This is a genomic window from Stappia sp. (assembly GCF_048261845.1).
In the GTDB taxonomy this organism is placed as follows: domain Bacteria; phylum Pseudomonadota; class Alphaproteobacteria; order Rhizobiales; family Stappiaceae; genus Stappia.
This window is the reverse complement of the sequence record NZ_JBLXFR010000025.1, coordinates 1-17,143: the sequence shown is the minus strand read 5'-3', so window position 1 is coordinate 17,143 and position 17,143 is coordinate 1. Positions and strand designations below refer to the sequence as shown.

The 17,143-nt window shown below is 63.0% G+C and carries 20 protein-coding genes; 7 read left to right on the top strand and 13 right to left on the bottom strand.

The window, feature by feature from the left end:
* Positions 1 to 19 precede the first annotated feature (19 nt).
* The 6 genes from dprA to ruvX form a co-directional block, all read right to left on the bottom strand.
* The gene (gene dprA, locus ACN0T5_RS11970) at positions 20 to 1,177 is read right to left on the bottom strand and encodes a DNA-processing protein DprA (RefSeq protein ID WP_417768834.1); all 1,158 of its coding nucleotides are present in this window, start codon (positions 1,175 to 1,177) and stop codon (positions 20 to 22) included.
* Positions 1,174 to 1,794 carry a glycerol-3-phosphate 1-O-acyltransferase PlsY gene (gene plsY / locus ACN0T5_RS11965; RefSeq protein ID WP_417768833.1) on the bottom strand — a complete coding sequence of 207 codons (621 nt, stop codon included), beginning with the start codon at positions 1,792 to 1,794 and terminating at the stop codon, positions 1,174 to 1,176. The genes dprA and plsY overlap by 4 nt, the downstream gene beginning before the upstream one ends.
* Positions 1,795 to 1,826: 32 nt before the next feature.
* Entirely contained in the window at positions 1,827 to 3,122 is a 1,296-nt protein-coding gene (locus ACN0T5_RS11960; RefSeq protein ID WP_417768832.1) for a dihydroorotase, read from the bottom strand.
* An 11-nt stretch (positions 3,123 to 3,133) separates the two neighbouring features.
* Positions 3,134 to 4,090 carry an aspartate carbamoyltransferase catalytic subunit gene (locus ACN0T5_RS11955; RefSeq protein ID WP_417768831.1) on the bottom strand — a complete coding sequence of 319 codons (957 nt, stop codon included), beginning with the start codon at positions 4,088 to 4,090 and terminating at the stop codon, positions 3,134 to 3,136.
* Positions 4,091 to 4,162: 72 nt separating this feature from the next.
* Positions 4,163 to 5,089: an AEC family transporter gene (locus tag ACN0T5_RS11950; RefSeq protein WP_417768830.1), complete on the bottom strand. Its 927-nt coding sequence runs from the start codon at positions 5,087 to 5,089 to the stop codon at positions 4,163 to 4,165.
* The gene (gene ruvX / locus ACN0T5_RS11945) at positions 5,086 to 5,592 is read right to left on the bottom strand and encodes a Holliday junction resolvase RuvX (protein ID WP_417768829.1); all 507 of its coding nucleotides are present in this window, start codon (positions 5,590 to 5,592) and stop codon (positions 5,086 to 5,088) included. The genes ACN0T5_RS11950 and ruvX overlap by 4 nt, the downstream gene beginning before the upstream one ends.
* A gap of 138 nt (positions 5,593 to 5,730) precedes the next feature.
* On the opposite strand from ruvX, the gene ACN0T5_RS11940 reads away from it, so the two are divergent.
* From ACN0T5_RS11940 to gatA, 4 genes are all read left to right on the top strand, one after another.
* Positions 5,731 to 6,438, top strand: coding sequence for a metal-dependent hydrolase (locus tag ACN0T5_RS11940; protein WP_417768828.1), 708 nt, complete (start codon positions 5,731 to 5,733; stop codon positions 6,436 to 6,438).
* A gap of 104 nt (positions 6,439 to 6,542) precedes the next feature.
* Positions 6,543 to 7,034, top strand: a complete 492-nt coding sequence (locus tag ACN0T5_RS11935) for a nuclear transport factor 2 family protein (RefSeq protein ID WP_417768827.1) — start codon at positions 6,543 to 6,545, stop codon at positions 7,032 to 7,034.
* A 161-nt stretch (positions 7,035 to 7,195) separates the two neighbouring features.
* Positions 7,196 to 7,483, top strand: a complete 288-nt coding sequence (gene gatC / locus ACN0T5_RS11930; RefSeq protein ID WP_417768826.1) for an Asp-tRNA(Asn)/Glu-tRNA(Gln) amidotransferase subunit GatC — start codon at positions 7,196 to 7,198, stop codon at positions 7,481 to 7,483.
* Between the two features lie 217 nt (positions 7,484 to 7,700).
* A complete protein-coding gene (gene gatA / locus ACN0T5_RS11925; protein WP_417768825.1) occupies positions 7,701 to 9,176 on the top strand; it encodes an Asp-tRNA(Asn)/Glu-tRNA(Gln) amidotransferase subunit GatA in 1,476 nt (491 codons plus the stop codon).
* 194 nt (positions 9,177 to 9,370) lie between these two features.
* Here gatA and ACN0T5_RS11920 read toward each other — a convergent pair whose 3' ends face one another.
* Both ACN0T5_RS11920 and ACN0T5_RS11915 read right to left on the bottom strand, forming a co-directional pair.
* On the bottom strand, positions 9,371 to 10,006 hold the full coding sequence (locus ACN0T5_RS11920; RefSeq protein WP_417768824.1) for a LysE family translocator: 636 nt from the start codon (positions 10,004 to 10,006) through the stop codon (positions 9,371 to 9,373).
* Positions 10,007 to 10,086: 80 nt separating this feature from the next.
* Entirely contained in the window at positions 10,087 to 10,347 is a 261-nt protein-coding gene (locus tag ACN0T5_RS11915) for a Rho termination factor (protein WP_417768823.1), read from the bottom strand.
* Between the two features lie 252 nt (positions 10,348 to 10,599).
* Here ACN0T5_RS11915 and ACN0T5_RS11910 point away from each other — a divergent pair, with 252 nt between their 5' ends.
* Positions 10,600 to 10,746, top strand: coding sequence for a hypothetical protein (locus ACN0T5_RS11910; protein WP_417768822.1), 147 nt, complete (start codon positions 10,600 to 10,602; stop codon positions 10,744 to 10,746).
* Here ACN0T5_RS11910 and ftrA read toward each other — a convergent pair.
* Positions 10,728 to 11,750: a transcriptional regulator FtrA gene (gene ftrA, locus ACN0T5_RS11905; RefSeq protein ID WP_417768821.1), complete on the bottom strand. Its 1,023-nt coding sequence runs from the start codon at positions 11,748 to 11,750 to the stop codon at positions 10,728 to 10,730. The genes ACN0T5_RS11910 and ftrA overlap by 19 nt on opposite strands.
* Positions 11,751 to 11,868: 118 nt before the next feature.
* Here ftrA and ACN0T5_RS11900 point away from each other — a divergent pair, with 118 nt between their 5' ends.
* On the top strand, positions 11,869 to 12,273 hold the full coding sequence (locus ACN0T5_RS11900; RefSeq protein WP_417768820.1) for a rhodanese-like domain-containing protein: 405 nt from the start codon (positions 11,869 to 11,871) through the stop codon (positions 12,271 to 12,273).
* A gap of 169 nt (positions 12,274 to 12,442) precedes the next feature.
* Here the strand turns inward: ACN0T5_RS11900 and ACN0T5_RS11895 are convergent, their stop codons facing one another.
* The 3 genes from ACN0T5_RS11895 to ACN0T5_RS11885 all read right to left on the bottom strand — a co-directional run bounded on the left by ACN0T5_RS11895 (position 12,443) and on the right by ACN0T5_RS11885 (position 16,267).
* A complete protein-coding gene (locus ACN0T5_RS11895; RefSeq protein WP_417768819.1) occupies positions 12,443 to 14,059 on the bottom strand; it encodes a hypothetical protein in 1,617 nt (538 codons plus the stop codon).
* Positions 14,052 to 15,491 carry a hypothetical protein gene (locus ACN0T5_RS11890; RefSeq protein ID WP_417768818.1) on the bottom strand — a complete coding sequence of 480 codons (1,440 nt, stop codon included), beginning with the start codon at positions 15,489 to 15,491 and terminating at the stop codon, positions 14,052 to 14,054. Before ACN0T5_RS11890 ends, ACN0T5_RS11895 begins: the two co-directional genes overlap by 8 nt.
* A 518-nt stretch (positions 15,492 to 16,009) precedes the next feature.
* Entirely contained in the window at positions 16,010 to 16,267 is a 258-nt protein-coding gene (locus ACN0T5_RS11885; protein WP_417768817.1) for a YjhX family toxin, read from the bottom strand.
* Between the two features lie 318 nt (positions 16,268 to 16,585).
* Here ACN0T5_RS11885 and ACN0T5_RS11880 point away from each other — a divergent pair, with 318 nt between their 5' ends.
* Positions 16,586 to 16,891, top strand: coding sequence for a phosphatidylglycerophosphatase (locus ACN0T5_RS11880; protein WP_417768816.1), 306 nt, complete (start codon positions 16,586 to 16,588; stop codon positions 16,889 to 16,891).
* A gap of 69 nt (positions 16,892 to 16,960) precedes the next feature.
* On the opposite strand, the gene ACN0T5_RS11875 is transcribed toward ACN0T5_RS11880, so the two are convergent.
* Positions 16,961 to 17,143 (bottom strand): DUF6455 family protein (locus tag ACN0T5_RS11875; RefSeq protein ID WP_417768815.1); only part of this gene is annotated, 183 nt, incomplete at its 5' end.

Here is a 17,143-nt window from a genome sequence, read left to right as displayed (position 1 = left end):
GTTGAATCCGGGCCGAGGGTCAGCGGCTGTCGATCAGGCTGATCTTCTGGCCACGATGGCGCTCGAGGCGCCCGGCAAGTTCGAGTTCCAGCAGGATGACGTGGACGATGCGCGCTTCGACGCCGGTGTGACGGATGACCTCGTCGACCTCGACCGGCGAACCGCCCAGTGCTGCCAGAACCCTGCCTCTTGCCGTATCGTCGACGCTTGGCGGGTGAGGCCGACCATCGGATGCGGCAGGTTCGGCGATGTCGAGCGGTATGACCGGATCGCCAAGTTGCCGACGTGGGCCGAGGCTCTCCAGCACGTCCTGACCGCCGGCTACCAGTGTCGCACCGTCGCGAATGAGGCGGTTGCCGCCCTCCGAGCGGGGGTCCAGGGGAGACCCGGGAACGACGAAAACCTCGCGGTTCTGCTCGGCCGCGAAGCGGGCCGTGTGCAGGGACCCGGAGGCGCGCGCCGCCTCGATCAGAACGGTTGCAAGCGACATTCCGGAAATCAGGCGATTGCGTCGGGGGAAGTCGCGGGCGCGGGGTTTCCAGCCGAACGGCATTTCGCTGACGATGGCGCCGCCGCGTTCGGCGATATCCCGGTAAAGGTCCCGGTTTTCAGGGGGGTAGACGATATCGACGCCGCCGGCAAGGACGGCCAGGGTGCCGCCGGAAAGGGCAGCGCGATGGGCGGCGGCATCGATCCCGCGCGCCAGGCCCGAGACGATCGTGTAGCCGGCCGACGACAGATGACTGGCGATTTCGGTCGCGATCTTCTGCCCGGCAAGCGAGGCGTTGCGGGCGCCGACCATGGCGATCGTCGCCTCCTCCGCGAGACGGTCGTCGGAGCCGAGCACGGCAATCAGCGGCGGCGCTCCGTCGACATGGCGCAGCAGCGGCGGGTAGCCGTATTCGCCAAGCGCGCGGAACCGCCCGCCGAGGCGCGTCAGGGCCGCGGTCTCTTCTTCCGCCTCGATCTGGGACGCGATCCGGATGGTTCTCTTTCCGCCCTGGCGGGAAAGCTCGGGCAGGGCGGCAAGCGCGGCCTCGGCCGATCCGGTGTGGTTGATCAGTTCGCGAAAGGTGATCGGTCCGACATTCTCGGAGCGGATGAGGCGCAGCCAGGCAAGCCGCTGGCGATCCGTGAGGACGCGGCCGCGCCCCGCTTCGGACCGCTGCGAGGTCATCCCTTGCTTCCGATGCGGCCTTCGGTGCCCTTCAGGAGACGTCCGATGTTCTCGTGATGCTTGGCCCAGAGGATCAATGACAGGAGACCCATCAGTTCGGCGAATTGTACCCGGTCAAAGACGAAATAGAGCAGAAGGGGCGTGACGAGGCTGGCGACCAGCGCCGAGAGCGAGGAATAGCGGGAGACAAGGGCAACGCCGACCCAGATGACGGCGAAGGCGAGAGCCGCCGGCCAGAAGAGGCCGAGCAGGACGCCGAGATAGGTGGCGACGCCCTTGCCGCCGCGAAACTTCAGCCAAAGCGGGAAGAGGTGCCCGAGAAACGCGCCCAGGCCGGCCATGACCATGATGTCGGGTCCGCCGAAGCGTCCGGCGACCAGAACGGCGAGCGTGCCCTTCAGCATGTCGCCGATGAGGGTCAGCGCCGCGAGATGCTTCTTTCCGGTGCGCAGCACGTTGGTCGTGCCGATATTGCCGGAGCCGATCTTGCGGATGTCCCCTTCGCCGGCAAGGCGGGTGATGACAAGGCCGAACGGGATGGAGCCCAGCAGGTAGCCGAAAACAAGGGCTGCGAGAAAATAGGGCAGGGCCAGGCTCCAGCTTATCGGGTCGGGCACGCGCAGCCTCCGGTTGTGATTGTGGTGCAATTCTAGGACGAGACGATGCGTCCCGCAACGATGGTCTGGAGGACCTGCCCGGAAAACCGTGCGTCTTCGAAGGGGGTGTTCTTCGAGCGCGAGCGGATCCGGGCCTTGTCGAGAACCCAGGGCCGGTCCGGATCGAAGACGACGATATCCGCCGGAGCGCCTGTGGCAAGGCTGCCTCCGGGCAGGCCGAGGCGGCGGGCGGGATTGCATGTCATCGCCGCCAGAAGGGTCGACAGCGGGACTTCGCCGGCATGAACCAGCCGGAGCCCGGCGGCGAGCAGCGTTTCCAGGCCGATGGCGCCGTCGGCGGCTTCCGCGAAGGGATGACGCTTGGTCTCGACATCCTGCGGGTCGTGATTGGAAATGATGACGTCGATCGTGCCATCGGCGAGCGCGGCGACCATGGCGAGGCGTTCTTCCTCGGAGCGCAGCGGCGGCGACATCTTGAAGAAGGTCCGGTAGGGGCCGATGTCGTTCTCGTTCAGCGTCAGGTGGTTGATCGAGATGCCGCAGGTGACGTCGAGGCCCTTGCCTTTTGCGCGGCCGACGGCGACAGCACTGTCGGCACAGGAAACGGTCTGGGCGTGATAGCGCCCGCGCGTGAGAGCGGCCAGCCTGAGGTCGCGCTCGACCATGATGATTTCCGCCTCGCGCGGGCTGGAAGGCAGGCCCTTCCAGCTTGCCGCAAGGCTCTCGTTGATGACGCCCGCGCCGGCAAGGTCCGGATCCTCCGTGTGATGCATCACCAGCGCATCGAAGTCGCGGGCATAGGTCAGCAGGCGCCGCATCATGCCGGAATGGGTGACCGAGCGGTGGCCGTTGGAAAAGCCGACGGCGCCGGCCTCGCGCAGCAGGCCGATTTCGCTCATTTCCTCGCCGCCGAGCTGCTTGGTCAGCGCCGCAAGCGGGTGGACATTGACCACGGCCGTGTCGCGGGCGCGGCGCAGGACGAAGTCGACCAGGGCCGGATCGTCGATGACGGGATCGGTCTGGGGCGAGGTGACAATGGTCGTGACGCCGCCGGCGGCTGCCGCCTGGCTGGCGCTTGCAAGCGTCTCGCGGTGTTCGCCGCCGGGTTCGCCGACGGTGACGCCGATGTCGATCAGTCCCGGCGCCACGACCGCGCCGGCGACGTCGATCACCTGCGCGCCCTCCGGGGCACCCTGGTTGAGGGCGGTTGCTCCGGCGGCCGCGATGCGGCCGTCGACAAGCAGGACGGAGCCCTGTTCGTCGATGCCATTGGCCGGGTCGATGACGCGGGCATTGGCGAGAAGGATCGGGGTCGGGGTCGCCGCCATGGTCGTCCTCCTCAATTGTTCGGCAGGTGGGCGGCGAGCGCCTCGAGAACGGCCATCCGCACGGCAACGCCCATCTCGACCTGCTCGCGGATCAGGCTTTGCGGACCATCGGCGATCTCGGGATCGATCTCCACGCCCCGGTTCATCGGGCCGGGATGCATGACGAGCGCATCCGGCTTGGCGCTGTCGAGCTTGTCCCGGTCGAGGCCGTAATAGCGGAAATACTCGCGCACGGAGGGAATGTAGGAACCGGCCATGCGTTCGCGCTGAAGTCGCAGCATCATGACGATGTCGGCGCCGGCAAGGCCCTTGCGCATGTCCTGGAACACCTCGACCCCCATCCGGGCGATGCCGTTTGGCAGCAGCGTGGACGGGGCGACGACCCGCACCCGCGCGCCGAGCGCGTTGAGCAGGATGATGTTGGAGCGGGCGACGCGCGAATGAAGGATGTCGCCGCAGATGGCCACCGTCAGACGGGCGATCCCGCCCTTGTGGCGGCGGATCGTCAGCGCGTCGAGCAGCGCCTGGGTTGGGTGCTCATGGGCGCCGTCGCCGGCATTGACGACCGAGCACCCGACCTTTTGCGCCAGAAGATGCACCGCGCCGGCTGCATGATGGCGGACGACGATGATGTCGGGATGCATCGCGTTCAGCGTCGCGGCGGTGTCGATCAGCGTCTCGCCCTTCTTCACCGAGGACGAGGAGACCGACATGTTCATCACGTCGGCGCCGAGCCGCTTGCCGGCGATCTCGAAGGACGACTGCGTCCGTGTCGAGGCTTCGAAGAAGAGGTTGATCTGGGTGCGGCCGCGCAGGACGGACTTTTTCTTCTCCACCTGCCGGCTGATCTCCACGGCGGCTTCCGCCCTGTCGAGAAGGGCGGTGATCTCGTGGGGCTGCAGGCCCTCGATGCCGAGAAGGTGACGGTGCGGATAAAGCTCCGCGAGAGGAGAGGTCGGTGTGCTCATTAAAGCGTACCCTATAGGCGCTGCGGGCCAGGGGCTCAAGCGCTGAGAACGCTTCTCCACCGCGACGGCGCCCTAAACGGCGATGAGGAGGACAAGCGGCATGGAGACGGCCGCGACCAGCGTCTGCAGTGTCAGGATTTCGGCCATCAGCGGCGCGTCGCCCCCCATCTGGCGGGCGAGCAGGTAGGCATTGCCGGCGGAGGGAACCGACATGGCGATCATCACCGCCGTGAAGGCCGGGCCGTGGACGCCGATCAGCGTCGCGAAAAGGAAGCCGAAGAGCGGCATGACGGCAAGCTTGAGGACGGTGGCGCTCGTCAAGGCGGGACCCGGCCGGCGCAGGGAGCCCAGATTGAGCCCGGCGCCGACGCAGACGATGCCGATGGGAAGCGCCGCGCTGCCGAGGATCTCCAGTGTCGACCAGGCGAAGCGCGGCAGCGGCAGACCGGTCAGGTTGATCGCAAGACCCACGGCGGTCGACCAGATCAGCGGGTTGCGGACGAGATCGAGCGCGATCTTCGCGGCACCCGGCGCCTCGCCGCTGGCAAAGCGCGACAGCACCAGCACGTTGATGATGTTGAGAAGCGGGATCATCGCGACCACGGCCACCGCCAGCAGCGCAACGCCGTCGGCGCCCAGCAATTCGTCGGCGATGGCCAGCGCGACGAAGGTGTTCCAGCGTGTCGCGCCCTGGAAGACGGATGAAAATCGCGGGCCGTCTATGCCGAAGCTGCGCTTCAGGACCGGCTGAAGGGCCAGCGCGAGAGCCGTCATCGCGAAGATGGACAGGACCAGGGCGGCGCTCATCTCGAAGGCGGGGATCGCCATGAAGTCGGTGCGCGCGACGGTCGAGATGATGATGGCGGGAAACAGCAGGAAATAGGCGATCTTCTCGATGCCGCGCCACTGGTCGCCGGTGATGAGACCCATGCGGGCAACGACATGGCCGGCGGCAATGACGAGGAGGACCGGAACGAGCGCGTTGAGAATGCCGTTCACGGCGAGGGTTCCTGTCGTTGCGCGTTGCGCGCCAGATGGGCGAGACGGTCGAGATAGCCCTGAAGGATGAAGGCGGCGGCCATCTTGTCGACAAGTTCGGCCCGGCGTGCGCGCGAGCGGTCGGCCTCGATCAGCGTGCGGGTGACGGCGGCCGTCGACAGGCGCTCGTCCCAGGCGGTCATCGGCAGATCCGTCAGCGGGGCGAGGTTGCGGGTGAAGGAGCGGGTCGCCTGGACCCTGGGACCTTCGGAACCGTCCATGTTCAGCGGCAGCCCTATGACCAGGCCGCAAATCTCGTGCTTGCGGCAGATGTCGAGCAGGAGGGCGGCGTCGAGACCGAACTTCTTGCGGCGGATGGTCTCCAGAGGCGAGGCGATGCCACGTCCGAGATCGGAGAGCGCGAGGCCGATCGTCTTGGTGCCGAGATCAAGGCCGAGCAGCCGGCGGCCCGGGGGCAGGGCGGCGGCGAAATCCTCGTGCGACAGGAGCGGATCATGTGCCATCTCCCGGCTTTAGCACGGCGATGCGCGGGCGAACAGATCGCGGGATTGCGGTTGCCGCTCAAGCGGCTAGATTCCCACCGGACAATCATGGCGCAGGGGCCGCCCCTGCGACACACCCGAAAAAGACGAGGCAATGCAATGAAGATCACCCATCTTGGCCACGCGGCCTTTCGCGTGGAAACTCCCGGCGCGACGATCCTCATCGACCCGTTTCTTTCCGGAAACCCGTCCTTTCCCGCCGACATGAGCGTCGAGCAGGCGAGCGAAGGGGTGACCCATATCCTGCTGACTCACGGACATGACGACCATATCGGCGACACGATCGCCATCGCCAAGGCGACCGGCGCGCAGGTCACCGCGAACTTTGAAATAACCATGTGGGTGCAGTCGCAGGGGCACGAGAACATCAACCCGATGGGCTGCGGGGGCACCGTCGATGTCGGTCCCTTCGCCGTCTCGCTCACCCAGGCGCATCACACCTCGTCGTCGCTCGCCGGCGGTTGGCCGCCGGTCTACATGGGTCAGCCGAACGGGCTGATCGTCCGCGCGAAGGGGCAGCCGGTGCTCTATCACATGGGCGATACCGACATTTTCGGCGACATGGCGCTGGTCAACGAACTCTACGCGCCGAAGGTCGGCATCGTGCCGATCGGCGACCGCTTCACCATGGGCGCGCGCACGGCCGCCCTGGCCTGCCGCCGCTATTTCGACTTCGACACGGTCATTCCCTGCCACTACGGCACGTTCCCTATCCTCGACCAGTCGGCGGATGCCTTCGTGCGGGAAATGGGCGACCAGGGCTCGCGCGTGAAGGTGACGGCGCCGGGCGCCTCGCTGGAGGTCTGAGGAGATCCGGGGCGGGCGGAGGCCTGCCGATTTTCGTTGGCGACCCGCTGGACAGATGATGAATGTTCACGTAATGTTCTCATCTGTCCAGAACGGGTGCAGCCATGACCAACATTGTCCGTCCCTTTGCTTCCGGCGCGAAAGCGCTGCCGTTTCGTTCCCGCCTTGATGATTACATCGTGACCCTGTCGCGCGGGGACCTTGCCGGTGCTGCCCGCGCCCATTTCGCGCCCGACATCCGCCTTTACGACAATGGGGCGCTTGCCGCCGACGGGCTGGAGGCGGTGCTGCGCAAGATGATGCCGGTGCTGCGCCGCTTCACCATGCTGCGCGGCACGGTCGACGACCTTGTCTGCGACAGGGCGCGGGAAATGGCGGAGTTCGCCTGCCGCTTCGACGGGGTCGATGTCGACGGGCGGATGGTGCGCGAGACGGTGATCTTTCGGCAAAGCTGGCGGCTCGGGCGCATTGTCGAGGAACGCCAGGAGCGGGGCGGGCGCGTCGACCGGGCCTTTGGCGACGACCGGCTGCTGCGCAGTCTCGTCAGCGGCGCGCGGGCCATGCCGGCCGGCGTTGGCGGACGTATTTGCGCCTGAGTGCGGGCCTGTTGTCTTGCAGGGGGAAGGAAGCGGGTGATATAGGCCGTTGGGAAAGGCGGGGCGTTCGCTTCGCCAGCCGTCATCATGTGGCCGTTCGGAGTGGATCCAAGAAGGGTCGCCAGCGGAACGGGCCGGTTCCGAGCTTCTGGAGAGTTTGCATGTCCGTCGATATCGATACGGTGAAGCGCGTCGCCCATCTGGCGCGGATCAAGGTCACGGACGACGAGGCCGGCAAGATGACCGGCGAGCTCAACACGATCCTGGCTTTTGTCGAGCAGCTTGACGAGGTCGACGTCGAGGGCGTCGAGCCGATGACCTCGGTGGTCAAGCAGGAGATGAAGAAGCGCCAGGACGCGGTCACCGACGGCGGCTACCCGGACAAGGTGACGGGCAACGCGCCCGCTTCCGACGACAATTTCTTCATGGTCCCGAAGGTCGTGGAATAAAGCCATGGCCTTCGTGGCGGGCATCGAAAGCCCGCCGGTGCTGGATTACCCCGATACGCCCTTTTCCGTCTTCTGCCGCAAGCAACTGGTTGCCGCCGGCACGGCCTGCAAGACTTGACGGGAGCCGCGCAGGGCGCGAGACAGGCGCAACGACATGCCGTGAGCGCGCGGCGCAGACCATTCCAGCGTGACCTTAAGTCCCAGCGAGACGACCCAGATGACCGAGCTGACGAAACTGACCCTGGCAGAGGCCCGCGACCGGCTTGCCGCCCGCGAGATCAGCGCGAGCGAGCTGACGAACGCCTATCTTTCGGCGATCGAGGCGGCCAATCCCTCGATCAACGCCTATGTCGCGGTCACGCCCGACCGGGCCCGCGAGATGGCGGCGCGTTCGGACGAGAAGCTGGCCCGGGGCGAGGGCGGGGCGCTGGAAGGCATTCCGCTCGGCATCAAGGACCTTTTCGCGACCGAAGGCGTGCATACGCAGGCCTGCAGCCACATCCTCGACGGCTTCAAGCCGCCGTATGAATCGACCGTCACCGCCAACCTGTGGGCGGACGGTGCCGTGATGCTCGGCAAGCTGAACATGGACGAGTTCGCCATGGGCTCGTCGAACGAGACATCCTATTACGGCAATGTCGTCAATCCGTGGCGGCGCGCCGGCTCCGACGAGGCGCTGGTGCCGGGCGGCTCGTCGGGCGGTTCGGCGGCCGCCGTTGCCGCCTCGCTTTGCCTTGGCGCGACTGCGACCGACACGGGCGGCTCGATCCGCCAGCCGGCGGCGCTGACCGGCACGGTCGGCATGAAGCCGACCTACGGGCGCTGCTCGCGCTGGGGCGTCGTCGCCTTTGCCTCCTCGCTCGACCAGGCCGGGCCGATCACCCGGACCCTGCGCGACAACGCGATCATGATGCGCTCGATGGCCTCGAGCGACCCGAAGGACACGACCTCGGTGGACATGCCCGTGCCCGATTACGAGGCGGCGATCGGCCGTTCGGTCAAGGGTTTGAGGATCGGCATTCCGGCCGAGTACCGGGTCGAGGGCATGCCGGAGGAGGTCGACGCGCTGTGGGCCAGGGGCATCGAGTGGCTGAAGGCGGCCGGCGCCGAGATCGTCGAGATCAACCTGCCGCACACGAAATACGCGCTGCCGGCCTATTACATCGTCGCACCGGCCGAGGCCTCGTCCAACCTCGCCCGCTATGACGGCGTGCGTTACGGCTTGAGGGTTCCCGGCGAAGACATTGCCGACATGTATGAAAACACCCGCGCCGCCGGGTTCGGAGCCGAGGTGAAGCGGCGCGTTCTGATCGGCACCTATGTGCTTTCCGCCGGCTATTACGACGCCTATTACCTGCGCGCGCAGAAGGTGCGCACGCTGATCAAGCGCGATTTCGACCTGGCTTTCGAGGCCGGCGTCGACGCGATCCTGACGCCGGCGACCCCGGATGCGGCCTTCGCACCTGGCGCCTTCAGCGGCGATCCGGTGCAGATGTATCTCAACGACATCTTCACCGTGACGGTGAACATGGCCGGTCTTCCGGGGCTTGCCGTGCCGGCCGGTCTCAACCGGGACGGGCTGCCGCTCGGGCTGCAGCTGATCGGCCGTCCGTTCGACGAGGAGACGCTCTACACGCTCGGCCATGTGCTGGAAGAGGCCGCCGGCCACTTCGAGCCGGCGAAGTGGTGGTAGGTGCAATTGAGTCAATTCCTGCGCTGGATCTTGCAAGAATTGCTCGAAAATTTATCGGGATTGTCGCCTGAAACCTGATGTTTGAAGACGGCCCGGACGGATCCCGTCCGGGCCGTCCTGTTTGCCGGCCGCCGCACTGTTTCCGCTGCCGGCCGCGTCCGGACGGGGACAAGGCGAAGGACCGCGTGGGGATTTCAGCTCGCCGCCGCACGCCGCCAGCCGGCGGCCAGAAGGCCGGCGCCGATCATCATCGAACCGCCGGTCCGGTTGATCCACATCCGCACGGAGGGCTTGCGGATGCGGGTGCGGATGACTGACGCCATCAGCCCGTAGGCGGCGGCGTTGAGTGTGGCGAGGGTGACGAACGTCACCTCCAGGATCGCCATCTGCGGCAGCAAGGGCTGCGCCGTGTCGAGAAACATCGGCAGGAAGGCGACGAAGAAGACGATGCTCTTCGGGTTGAGCGCCGTCACCGCATAGGTGTGCAGGGCGATCCGCAGGGCCGACGCGCGGGGCGCGTCGGGTTCGGCATCCGGAACGATGGCGACCGGCGCCCGCCAAAGCTTGATCCCGAGCCAGACGAGATAGGCACCGCCGATCCATTTCAGCGCGGTGAAGAGCGTCGCCGAAGTGGCCAGCAGCGCGCCGAGGCCCAGCATCGAGGCCGTCATCGCGGTAAGGTCGCCAAGGGCAACGCCGATGACCGTTGCCGAGGCGGCGGCGCGGCCGTGCCCGAGTGCGTAGGCCACGACCAGAAGGATCGTCGGGCCCGGAATGGCCAGAAGCACGAAGGAGGCGGCGGAAAAGGCCAGCCATGTTTCAAGGGTCATGAATTGCTCCCGCGAAGATGTCTGCTTGCGCAAAGCAATCCACAACCGGAGAGATTTGGAAAGGACTGAATGTCCTGCCCCTAGCTCCGAAGGGCCTTGATCAGCTCGGCCTTGTTCATGTCCGACCTGCCCTCGATGTCCAGTTCGGCCGCCCTGTCGTAAAGCTCCTCCCTGGTCCATTCCTCGTAAGGGGGCGCCTTGCCGCCCTTCTTCGCGGGGTCGCGATCCTCGCGCTCCTGGGCATTCGCGATGCGGGCGGACTTTTCCTTGCTGTTGCCCTCCTTGCGGAGCGCCTCATAGACGTCCTCGTTCTTGATGCTCGGGCGATCCTGCGTACCCATGTACGTTCCTCCGTCCTGTTTGCCGGCCAGTCGCTTCGCCGGCCAGTTGACGCGGAAACGCCGGCGGCGCCGCGTGCTGACGCTGTTGCAGCAGGAAGAACGATCGAAACCGCCATTCGTTCCCCGGCCCGAAGGCAACCCCGCCGGGCGGAAATGCCGGGTCCCAGGACCATGAGACCTTGGAACCATGCCGGGGGCAGGGCGGTTGACCATGGAGATGCCTCCAACCCGGCCCGAGGACCGAATTTTCCGATGAACGATACTCCTACCGAGAAAACCCCGCAGGAAGCCCGGCAAGGCCGTCGCGGCCGCCCGGTGCTGCTTGTGCTTGCCTTGAGTGCCGCGATTGCCGCGATCGGCCTTGCGGTTGTCGGCCTGGCTTATTCCCCTGGAGGCTGATCCTGCGAGGCGAGACCGGCGAGGCCGCCGCGACCCTCGGCCGGAGGCCCGCCGAACCGTCTGCGGTAGCTTGACGGCGTGACGCCGAACCGCGCGCGGAACTGCCGCCGCAAGCTGTCGGCGGAGCCGAAACCGCAGGCGAGCGACACGTCCTCGAGCGGCCGGTGCGGCTGTGTCTCGAGCAGGAGTTGCGCGGCGCGAAGCCGTTCCTGCAGGATCCACGCGCCGGGGGAGAGGCCGGTGGCGCCGATCACCCTGCGGTGAAAGGTGCGCTCGCTCATGCCGGCCTTCCTCGCCAGTCCGTCGACCTTGATCGGATCGCCGAGATTTTGCCGGATCCAGTCGAAGACCGGACCGAGCCGGCCGCTCTCGTGTGCGCTTGGCACCGGCGAGGCGACGAACTGCGCCTGGCCCCCGTCGCGATGGGGCGGTACCACCAGACGGCGGGCAACCCCGTTGGCAAGCTCCGCGCCGAAATCCCGGCGCACGACATGCAGGCACAGATCGATGCCGGCGGCGGACCCGGCCGCCGTCAGGATGTCGCCCTCGTCGACATAGAGCGTGTCCTCGACGAAGCGAATGTTCGGAAAACGGTCCTTCAACGCAGGCAGGTAGCGCCAGTGGGTGGTCGCGCGGCGCCCGTCGAGAATGCCGGCCTCGGCCAGGACAACCGCGCCGGAACACAGCGACATCAGCCGCGCACCGCGCCCGTGCTGTTTTCGCAAGGCGTCCGTCAGCCGCTGCGGGACGGGCTCTGACAGGCCGCGCCAGCCGGGAATGACGATGAGGTCGGCTTCGTCCAGCGCGTCGAGCCCTGCATCGACCGAGACGGAGAGCCCGCCGGCGGCCCGCAAGGGCCTGTCCTCGGCGGCGCAGACCGTAAAGCGGTACCAGCCGGGGCCGGCCTCGGGCCGGGGCAGGCCGAAGACCTCGTAGGCGACGCCGAACTCGAACGTGCAGAGCCCGTCATAGGCAATCACATGGACATTGGGCGGGGTGTTCATCCAGGGCTCGTGACGGCGGGATTGGCAGGATATGCCGGATTATAGCGCCTTCCGCCACTGGCTGCCAGCCGGCGTTCTGCGCAATATCGACCGGCAACATCCAGACCGGAGAGTTTTCATGACCAGCCCCGTTACCGAAATCGCGCCCGCCAGCGCGGACGCCGTGCTCGCGCATTACCGCCAGCGCCTCGCCTTCGAGACCGATTGCGCCGACGTTCATGCGGCGCAGGCAGCCGGCGCTGCGGACTTTGTCCTCTGCGATGTGCGCGGTGCCGAGGCCTACAGACGGGCGCATGTGCCCGGCGCGATCAGCCTGCCGGTCGGCAAGATGACGGATCGGCGCATGGCCGAATGGCCGGCGGAAACGCTCTTCGTCGTCTATTGCGCCGGCCCCCATTGCAACGGCACCGACAAGGCGGCGATCCGCCTCGCGAGCCTTGGCCGCAAGGTGAAGGTGATGATCGGCGGCATGACCGGCTGGGCCGACGAAGGGTATGCCTTTGAGGGGGAGGAGGCGCCGTGAGCGCCTTGTCCCTTGCCTGTTGGCGGCGATCTTGCATCTTGTAGCCGGCCTTGCCCTAGGATCGGAGCCGACGGAAAGCATGCATTCGGCCGGTGGGCTGCGCGGATACGCTCATATAGCCAGGCAAGAAACAACTTGCCCCCAGCTGCGGTTCTCACATCATCTTTGGCTATGATTTATACATAGGGGCGATATACCGCTGGCCGGGATCTGAAATGCCTTCAGCGATACTTTTTACCTGAACAGGAAGGCTCGGTAGAGCGCCGCCGACGGCAACGGCAATCTGAGGATAGGAGTCGCTTAGCTGCGGATAGACTTCTTCCAGAGCTGTAGGCATGGAACCAACTAGCGTCAGTTTTAAGCGTTTACCTTCTTTTTCGATCACGCTGCCATCTAGCTCTTGGACAAGCGGGAGGTTGGCACCGCCGCCGGTAGGAGCCACTCTAACTTCTTTATCGTCACCAGCAACATAGAAGGCGGCAGTCTTAACAAGGTCGGTGATTTTCTTGAAAAGAAGCTTTACGGAATTTTCCTCAAGAAATTCCTCAAGAACTACGTCGATTACGTCACCAGTTACCGTCGAAATCGTTACGGATCCCTGTGTGAAGAGAAGTTCTTTATTGGTCCGGATCGTTCTCTTCAAGGCAGACTGGACCCGTCTGTATTCTTGCGTCCCATCAACAAGGTGGCTTTTATTAAGGATTAATTTTAATAGTAGGTTGTCTATTATATTCCCAGCTTGATTGATAGCATTCGCAGCTGGCCTGACTTCAGCGACTGTTACCCGACTCTTGGTGGGATTATTGACGCAAATGCAACCCGCCACATCCGTTGTGCCTGCTCCAATATCGAGTATGACGTATGGAATTCTGTTGCCTTCAGGAGTTCCTATCAAAGCTCCTGCTCCAGCAGCGGTTGCTTCCAACACTGGATCGCCGATCAATGAGAACGGGAGATCCTCATCACTTAGTTGTCGTGCTTGATTTACAAGATCCTTTGCAATGTCTACTGTAAGACTTTCTTTCAACGTGTCGTCGCTGCATCGAGAGAGAGCAATCGCTTCGGCAATTATGCGGCGCATTTCATGGCTGTTTTTCGGGAAGTGATCAGCCTTCCAAGCTGGATGAGCATATCGGCGTTTTAAGTCAACGCTGATAGCTTTGTCGCGAAGTGATTTTTCGGCCAGAAAATTTAAATGGGCCAAATAAATTACCAATGCATCTCTTTGAGAAAAAGTGCTGGTGGGGTCTTGAGTCGGATCTAACTTCCGACCGTGAAGCGCCCCAACGTCTTGGGTCAAAGTGATAAATTGCTTAGGACTATCAATCAGTCGATCTTGTGGAGCTTCGACAGAATCAAACTGCGCACGAGCCGCGCGTCCAAGATACATCACGCCGTCGTCAATGAATAACTCGGATGGCAAGAGCAATTGTGATTCGCCGGATTCGTTGGATCCCAAATCAAGAGGAAAAAGCTCAGGGACGTCTTCGGGGTCATCGGCAGTACATGCGAAGGCCTTCGAGAACGATGTACCAAAATCGAGACACATAATGTGATTGTCATCAATCAAGCTGGGGGCTGGATAGGCAACTGTGTAAGACTTTTTGATGGAAGTATCTGAGGTAGGCTCAGCCGCCGAGACGATACGCTCTGAAGTTTCTTTTTCGCCCCCTAAAAGCGTCCGCAAAGCCTCGGCCTCGATCGAAGTCAAAAAAACTTCAGCGTTGGATTTGTTAAAGCGCTCGAGGAGGCTCTGTATTATTAATTTAGAAGTATTTCTATCCATATAAACGTTCTACCTCCGCCCTTATCAGGACGACTTGAATATCGCCCTGAATTTTCCTAATTGCACCAGACGTCAATACCCTTGCCGATATGCCAATCTTCAGGTCATCGTCTCCAGCATGAACACTCGGGTCATAGGATACGGTCTCATTCTGAAGTGGACTCAGCTCAATCCGCCTCATCCTCGCAATGGCTCGGCTCCACTGCGCAACCTGCGAAAACCGCTTACTTGCCCTGCTTAATGTTTCACCTTCTGCGGGCATTATGTCTACAACATCTTTTAGCGCTTGCTCTAACTCGATTCCCTGTAGTTCTGATGATTCCAAGGAAATCAACAGGTGGGCGATATACTCGTCAAGTTTGGTCTCTGATATAGCGTCAACAGCTCGAATAGATCGCGTTTCTCTTGGCTCCGTGCCGTTTATGAACCAGTAGGCGATGTCTGGTTCTATGCCCAACGACTGGGACGCAAATTCTCGCGCAGCTCTCTCGACAGTCTGTTTGTTGGATGCGGTAGTCAGTGCTTCCCGTAAAGGCTTGTTCATTACCCCTTGCTTGGCGAATGAGAGCAAAGATTCGACGCCTAACCGAGTGATTTGCTCCGCTTTGATCTCAAAGCTCTTTGGAGGTGAGGCGGGACGCCACCACCTGCGGATTCCGTCCACAATCCTGTATACGACGGGGTCAGTGCGAGCTACGAAATTGAGACGCGCAATTCGTTTCAAACTCGAAAGAAAGTCTTCGGATGTATCATCTCGTAAGTCTCGATCAATAGGCCCAGAATTGGGTAGGTGGCTTAGATAAAGAGACCTGAGTTGAATGCCAATATCTTCACCGGGTTTGGTTTCAGCGGTTGCTAATACGTCTTCAACGCTTGAGTTAATTCGACGAATTCTTCGACATATCGCATCTGGGTTATCGTTCAGCGACGGTATGGTAAGTGAAATCTCTTTGTTGATGCGTTTCAAAAACTCAGTCAGAGTTGCACTGTTTTTTAAAGCTATGGTCACCCAGACGCGCCTAGCGGTCTCAGCTACATCCTCCTCTGCTATCTCCTTAAATGCCAAGTCCACGATCTTCTTGTTTTCGGTAGTCTCCAGGCCTTTTGCGAGGTAGTAGCGATCTTCGCCGTCGTCCAAACGAATTGCGTCCGGTAACGTGTTCGATAGCCTTTGCGCAATCAGCGGAGTCGCAATCCTTTCCGCCGGTTTCGAAATTGAAGCCATTCGTCCGAGTGTCGAAATGGAAATCCAAACTGTGCTTGGATCATCGCTTGCCGCACATTCAGAGATTTTTTCCAATAGCTTTTTGAATTCAATTCTCTCAAAAAGATCTTTGGTGATCTTCCTCTCACGAATAAGCGATCTGAGTTCCGCGATCGGAGACGGAAAATCCTCAATCGATACCTTGGAAGCCGAGTTGTTCTCAGACATTAAGCGTTGGTTCCTTGATTTCGATAGTCAGAGCTCTTCCTCGCCATTTTCCAGCTACGCGTCTTGTTTCGTTGCTACCACTGCGTTGCGGACGCGTACAGTTGGAGCAGACGCTCTGCGATGTGGAAACCTGGACCGCAAAGTGGTCCCAACTTAACATCGGCACGTTCCGGACGAAGTCGCGATTTTGCAAAACACATTTCGACCGTTTGAGGGAATCAAGAAGTGCGAAGTGTTTCGACTGAGCGCGTCTTTTTCCATTCACCTAATTCAACCGAAATTCAGTCGGCGAAATGCTCATCATGCTGATCACAGCCATTCTGGTCGAATGTATGTCACGCATGGCTTGCGTGTACAGAGACCGCATTCAACAAACAGGGCCGGATTCTGAATTGTCCTCATACGGCATGGCCACACTCTTTGAGGCAGTCCGGACGTTCGGCAGTCGCCAATTCGAGGCAAGCCGCCCGCTGCCCCCACCCCGGGAAGCCATTCCAGGCTCCCCGGGGCGTTGGTTTCTACCTGTTGTCGGCCTGCGCGCGCACGCGCACCAGCCCGAGCCGCGTGATGCGGTAGGGGCCGGAGTTGGACGAGGCGATCAGCCGCCGGCGCTTGAGCTTGCGGAAAAGCTCCAGCGTCAGGCCGGTGTGGTGCCACCCTTCGCGGGTGACGATGCGCAACACGTCGATGCGGCCGCGCTCGTCCTTTTCGACGAGCACGCAGCCGCCCTGAGCGAGCAGGTGCAGGACCCGCTGCTCGGTCCTTGAAATATCCATCGGGATGTCAGTTCCGGAAGATGCAATTCGACCGTCGACCGCCGCAGCCCTTGTCGCATGCGGCGTCGTTTGGGTTCTCGCCCGGTCGTCAATCAGGACCGGGCTTTACCGGGCCTCGCGGGTTCCGCGCATCAAATCTCCATCAAAAGACGATATCCAGGTACCGCCGATTGCCGGCGGTCGCAACCGCGCGCGCCGGCCGGGCGGCGGGTCTTGTCCCCAGCGTTGCCAATTTGCCGCAGGAGAGGGCGCCGGATGCAGGTCCGGTCTCAAGTCTGGCGGCTTTTCTTTTCGGCGCTTCGGACCTAAAACACCGTCATGACACCCGCCGAATCCCTTTCCCTGCTCTTCGGGCTGGCCGGCCTTCTCAATCCGTTCGCGCTGCTGATCGGCGCGGCGCTCGGCTGGTACGCGGATGCGCGCGCCAAGCTGATCATCGCGGCCTTCGCCGCGGCGGCGTTGAGCGTTTTGATCGACGCATCGCTCAACCTGAGCGGGGTGCGGCCTATCGGCGGCTATGACGGCGGGCCGCTGGCCGTGCTGCCGTTCCGCTTCGTCGGGGCGCTGCTGATCGCCATGTTCGTCTACGGCATCCGCAAGCGCACGCGCCGCAAGCGCAAGTAGGCCTTGGGGTCGGCCAGGTCCCGGCCAGGCCCCGGTGTTCAGTCCATGTTTTCAGTCATGGCCGGGTTTTCAGTCACGGCCGGTCCAGCGGGCGAACAACTCGCCATTGCGGCAATAGTCCGGCGTTTGCCGCGCGCCGTCCTCATGCGCATCCAGCCAGCCGGCGCAGTCTCGCGGCCGGTCGCATCCCATGCAGCGGTGGATGGCCGTGCGCATCGTTGTCTCGAGGGAGATGCCCTGCGGCATGGCGTC

What these genes read in the sequence shown, in the direction of transcription:
- dprA (WP_417768834.1), bottom strand. Translation starts at nt 1,177, where the DNA reads ATGACCTCGCAGCGGTCCGAAGCGGGGCGCGGCCGCGTCCTCACGGAT.
- ACN0T5_RS11960 (WP_417768832.1), bottom strand. Translation starts at nt 3,122, where the DNA reads ATGGCGGCGACCCCGACCCCGATCCTTCTCGCCAATGCCCGCGTCATC.
- ACN0T5_RS11955 (WP_417768831.1), bottom strand. Translation starts at nt 4,090, where the DNA reads ATGAGCACACCGACCTCTCCTCTCGCGGAGCTTTATCCGCACCGTCAC.
- ruvX (WP_417768829.1), bottom strand. Translation starts at nt 5,592, where the DNA reads ATGGCACATGATCCGCTCCTGTCGCACGAGGATTTCGCCGCCGCCCTG.
- ACN0T5_RS11940 (WP_417768828.1), top strand. Translation starts at nt 5,731, where the DNA reads ATGAAGATCACCCATCTTGGCCACGCGGCCTTTCGCGTGGAAACTCCC.
- ACN0T5_RS11935 (WP_417768827.1), top strand. Translation starts at nt 6,543, where the DNA reads ATGACCAACATTGTCCGTCCCTTTGCTTCCGGCGCGAAAGCGCTGCCG.
- gatC (WP_417768826.1), top strand. Translation starts at nt 7,196, where the DNA reads ATGTCCGTCGATATCGATACGGTGAAGCGCGTCGCCCATCTGGCGCGG.
- gatA (WP_417768825.1), top strand. Translation starts at nt 7,701, where the DNA reads ATGACCGAGCTGACGAAACTGACCCTGGCAGAGGCCCGCGACCGGCTT.
- ACN0T5_RS11920 (WP_417768824.1), bottom strand. Translation starts at nt 10,006, where the DNA reads ATGACCCTTGAAACATGGCTGGCCTTTTCCGCCGCCTCCTTCGTGCTT.
- ACN0T5_RS11915 (WP_417768823.1), bottom strand. Translation starts at nt 10,347, where the DNA reads ATGGGTACGCAGGATCGCCCGAGCATCAAGAACGAGGACGTCTATGAG.
- ACN0T5_RS11910 (WP_417768822.1), top strand. Translation starts at nt 10,600, where the DNA reads ATGAACGATACTCCTACCGAGAAAACCCCGCAGGAAGCCCGGCAAGGC.
- ftrA (WP_417768821.1), bottom strand. Translation starts at nt 11,750, where the DNA reads ATGAACACCCCGCCCAATGTCCATGTGATTGCCTATGACGGGCTCTGC.
- ACN0T5_RS11900 (WP_417768820.1), top strand. Translation starts at nt 11,869, where the DNA reads ATGACCAGCCCCGTTACCGAAATCGCGCCCGCCAGCGCGGACGCCGTG.
- ACN0T5_RS11895 (WP_417768819.1), bottom strand. Translation starts at nt 14,059, where the DNA reads ATGGATAGAAATACTTCTAAATTAATAATACAGAGCCTCCTCGAGCGC.
- ACN0T5_RS11890 (WP_417768818.1), bottom strand. Translation starts at nt 15,491, where the DNA reads ATGTCTGAGAACAACTCGGCTTCCAAGGTATCGATTGAGGATTTTCCG.
- ACN0T5_RS11885 (WP_417768817.1), bottom strand. Translation starts at nt 16,267, where the DNA reads ATGGATATTTCAAGGACCGAGCAGCGGGTCCTGCACCTGCTCGCTCAG.
- ACN0T5_RS11880 (WP_417768816.1), top strand. Translation starts at nt 16,586, where the DNA reads ATGACACCCGCCGAATCCCTTTCCCTGCTCTTCGGGCTGGCCGGCCTT.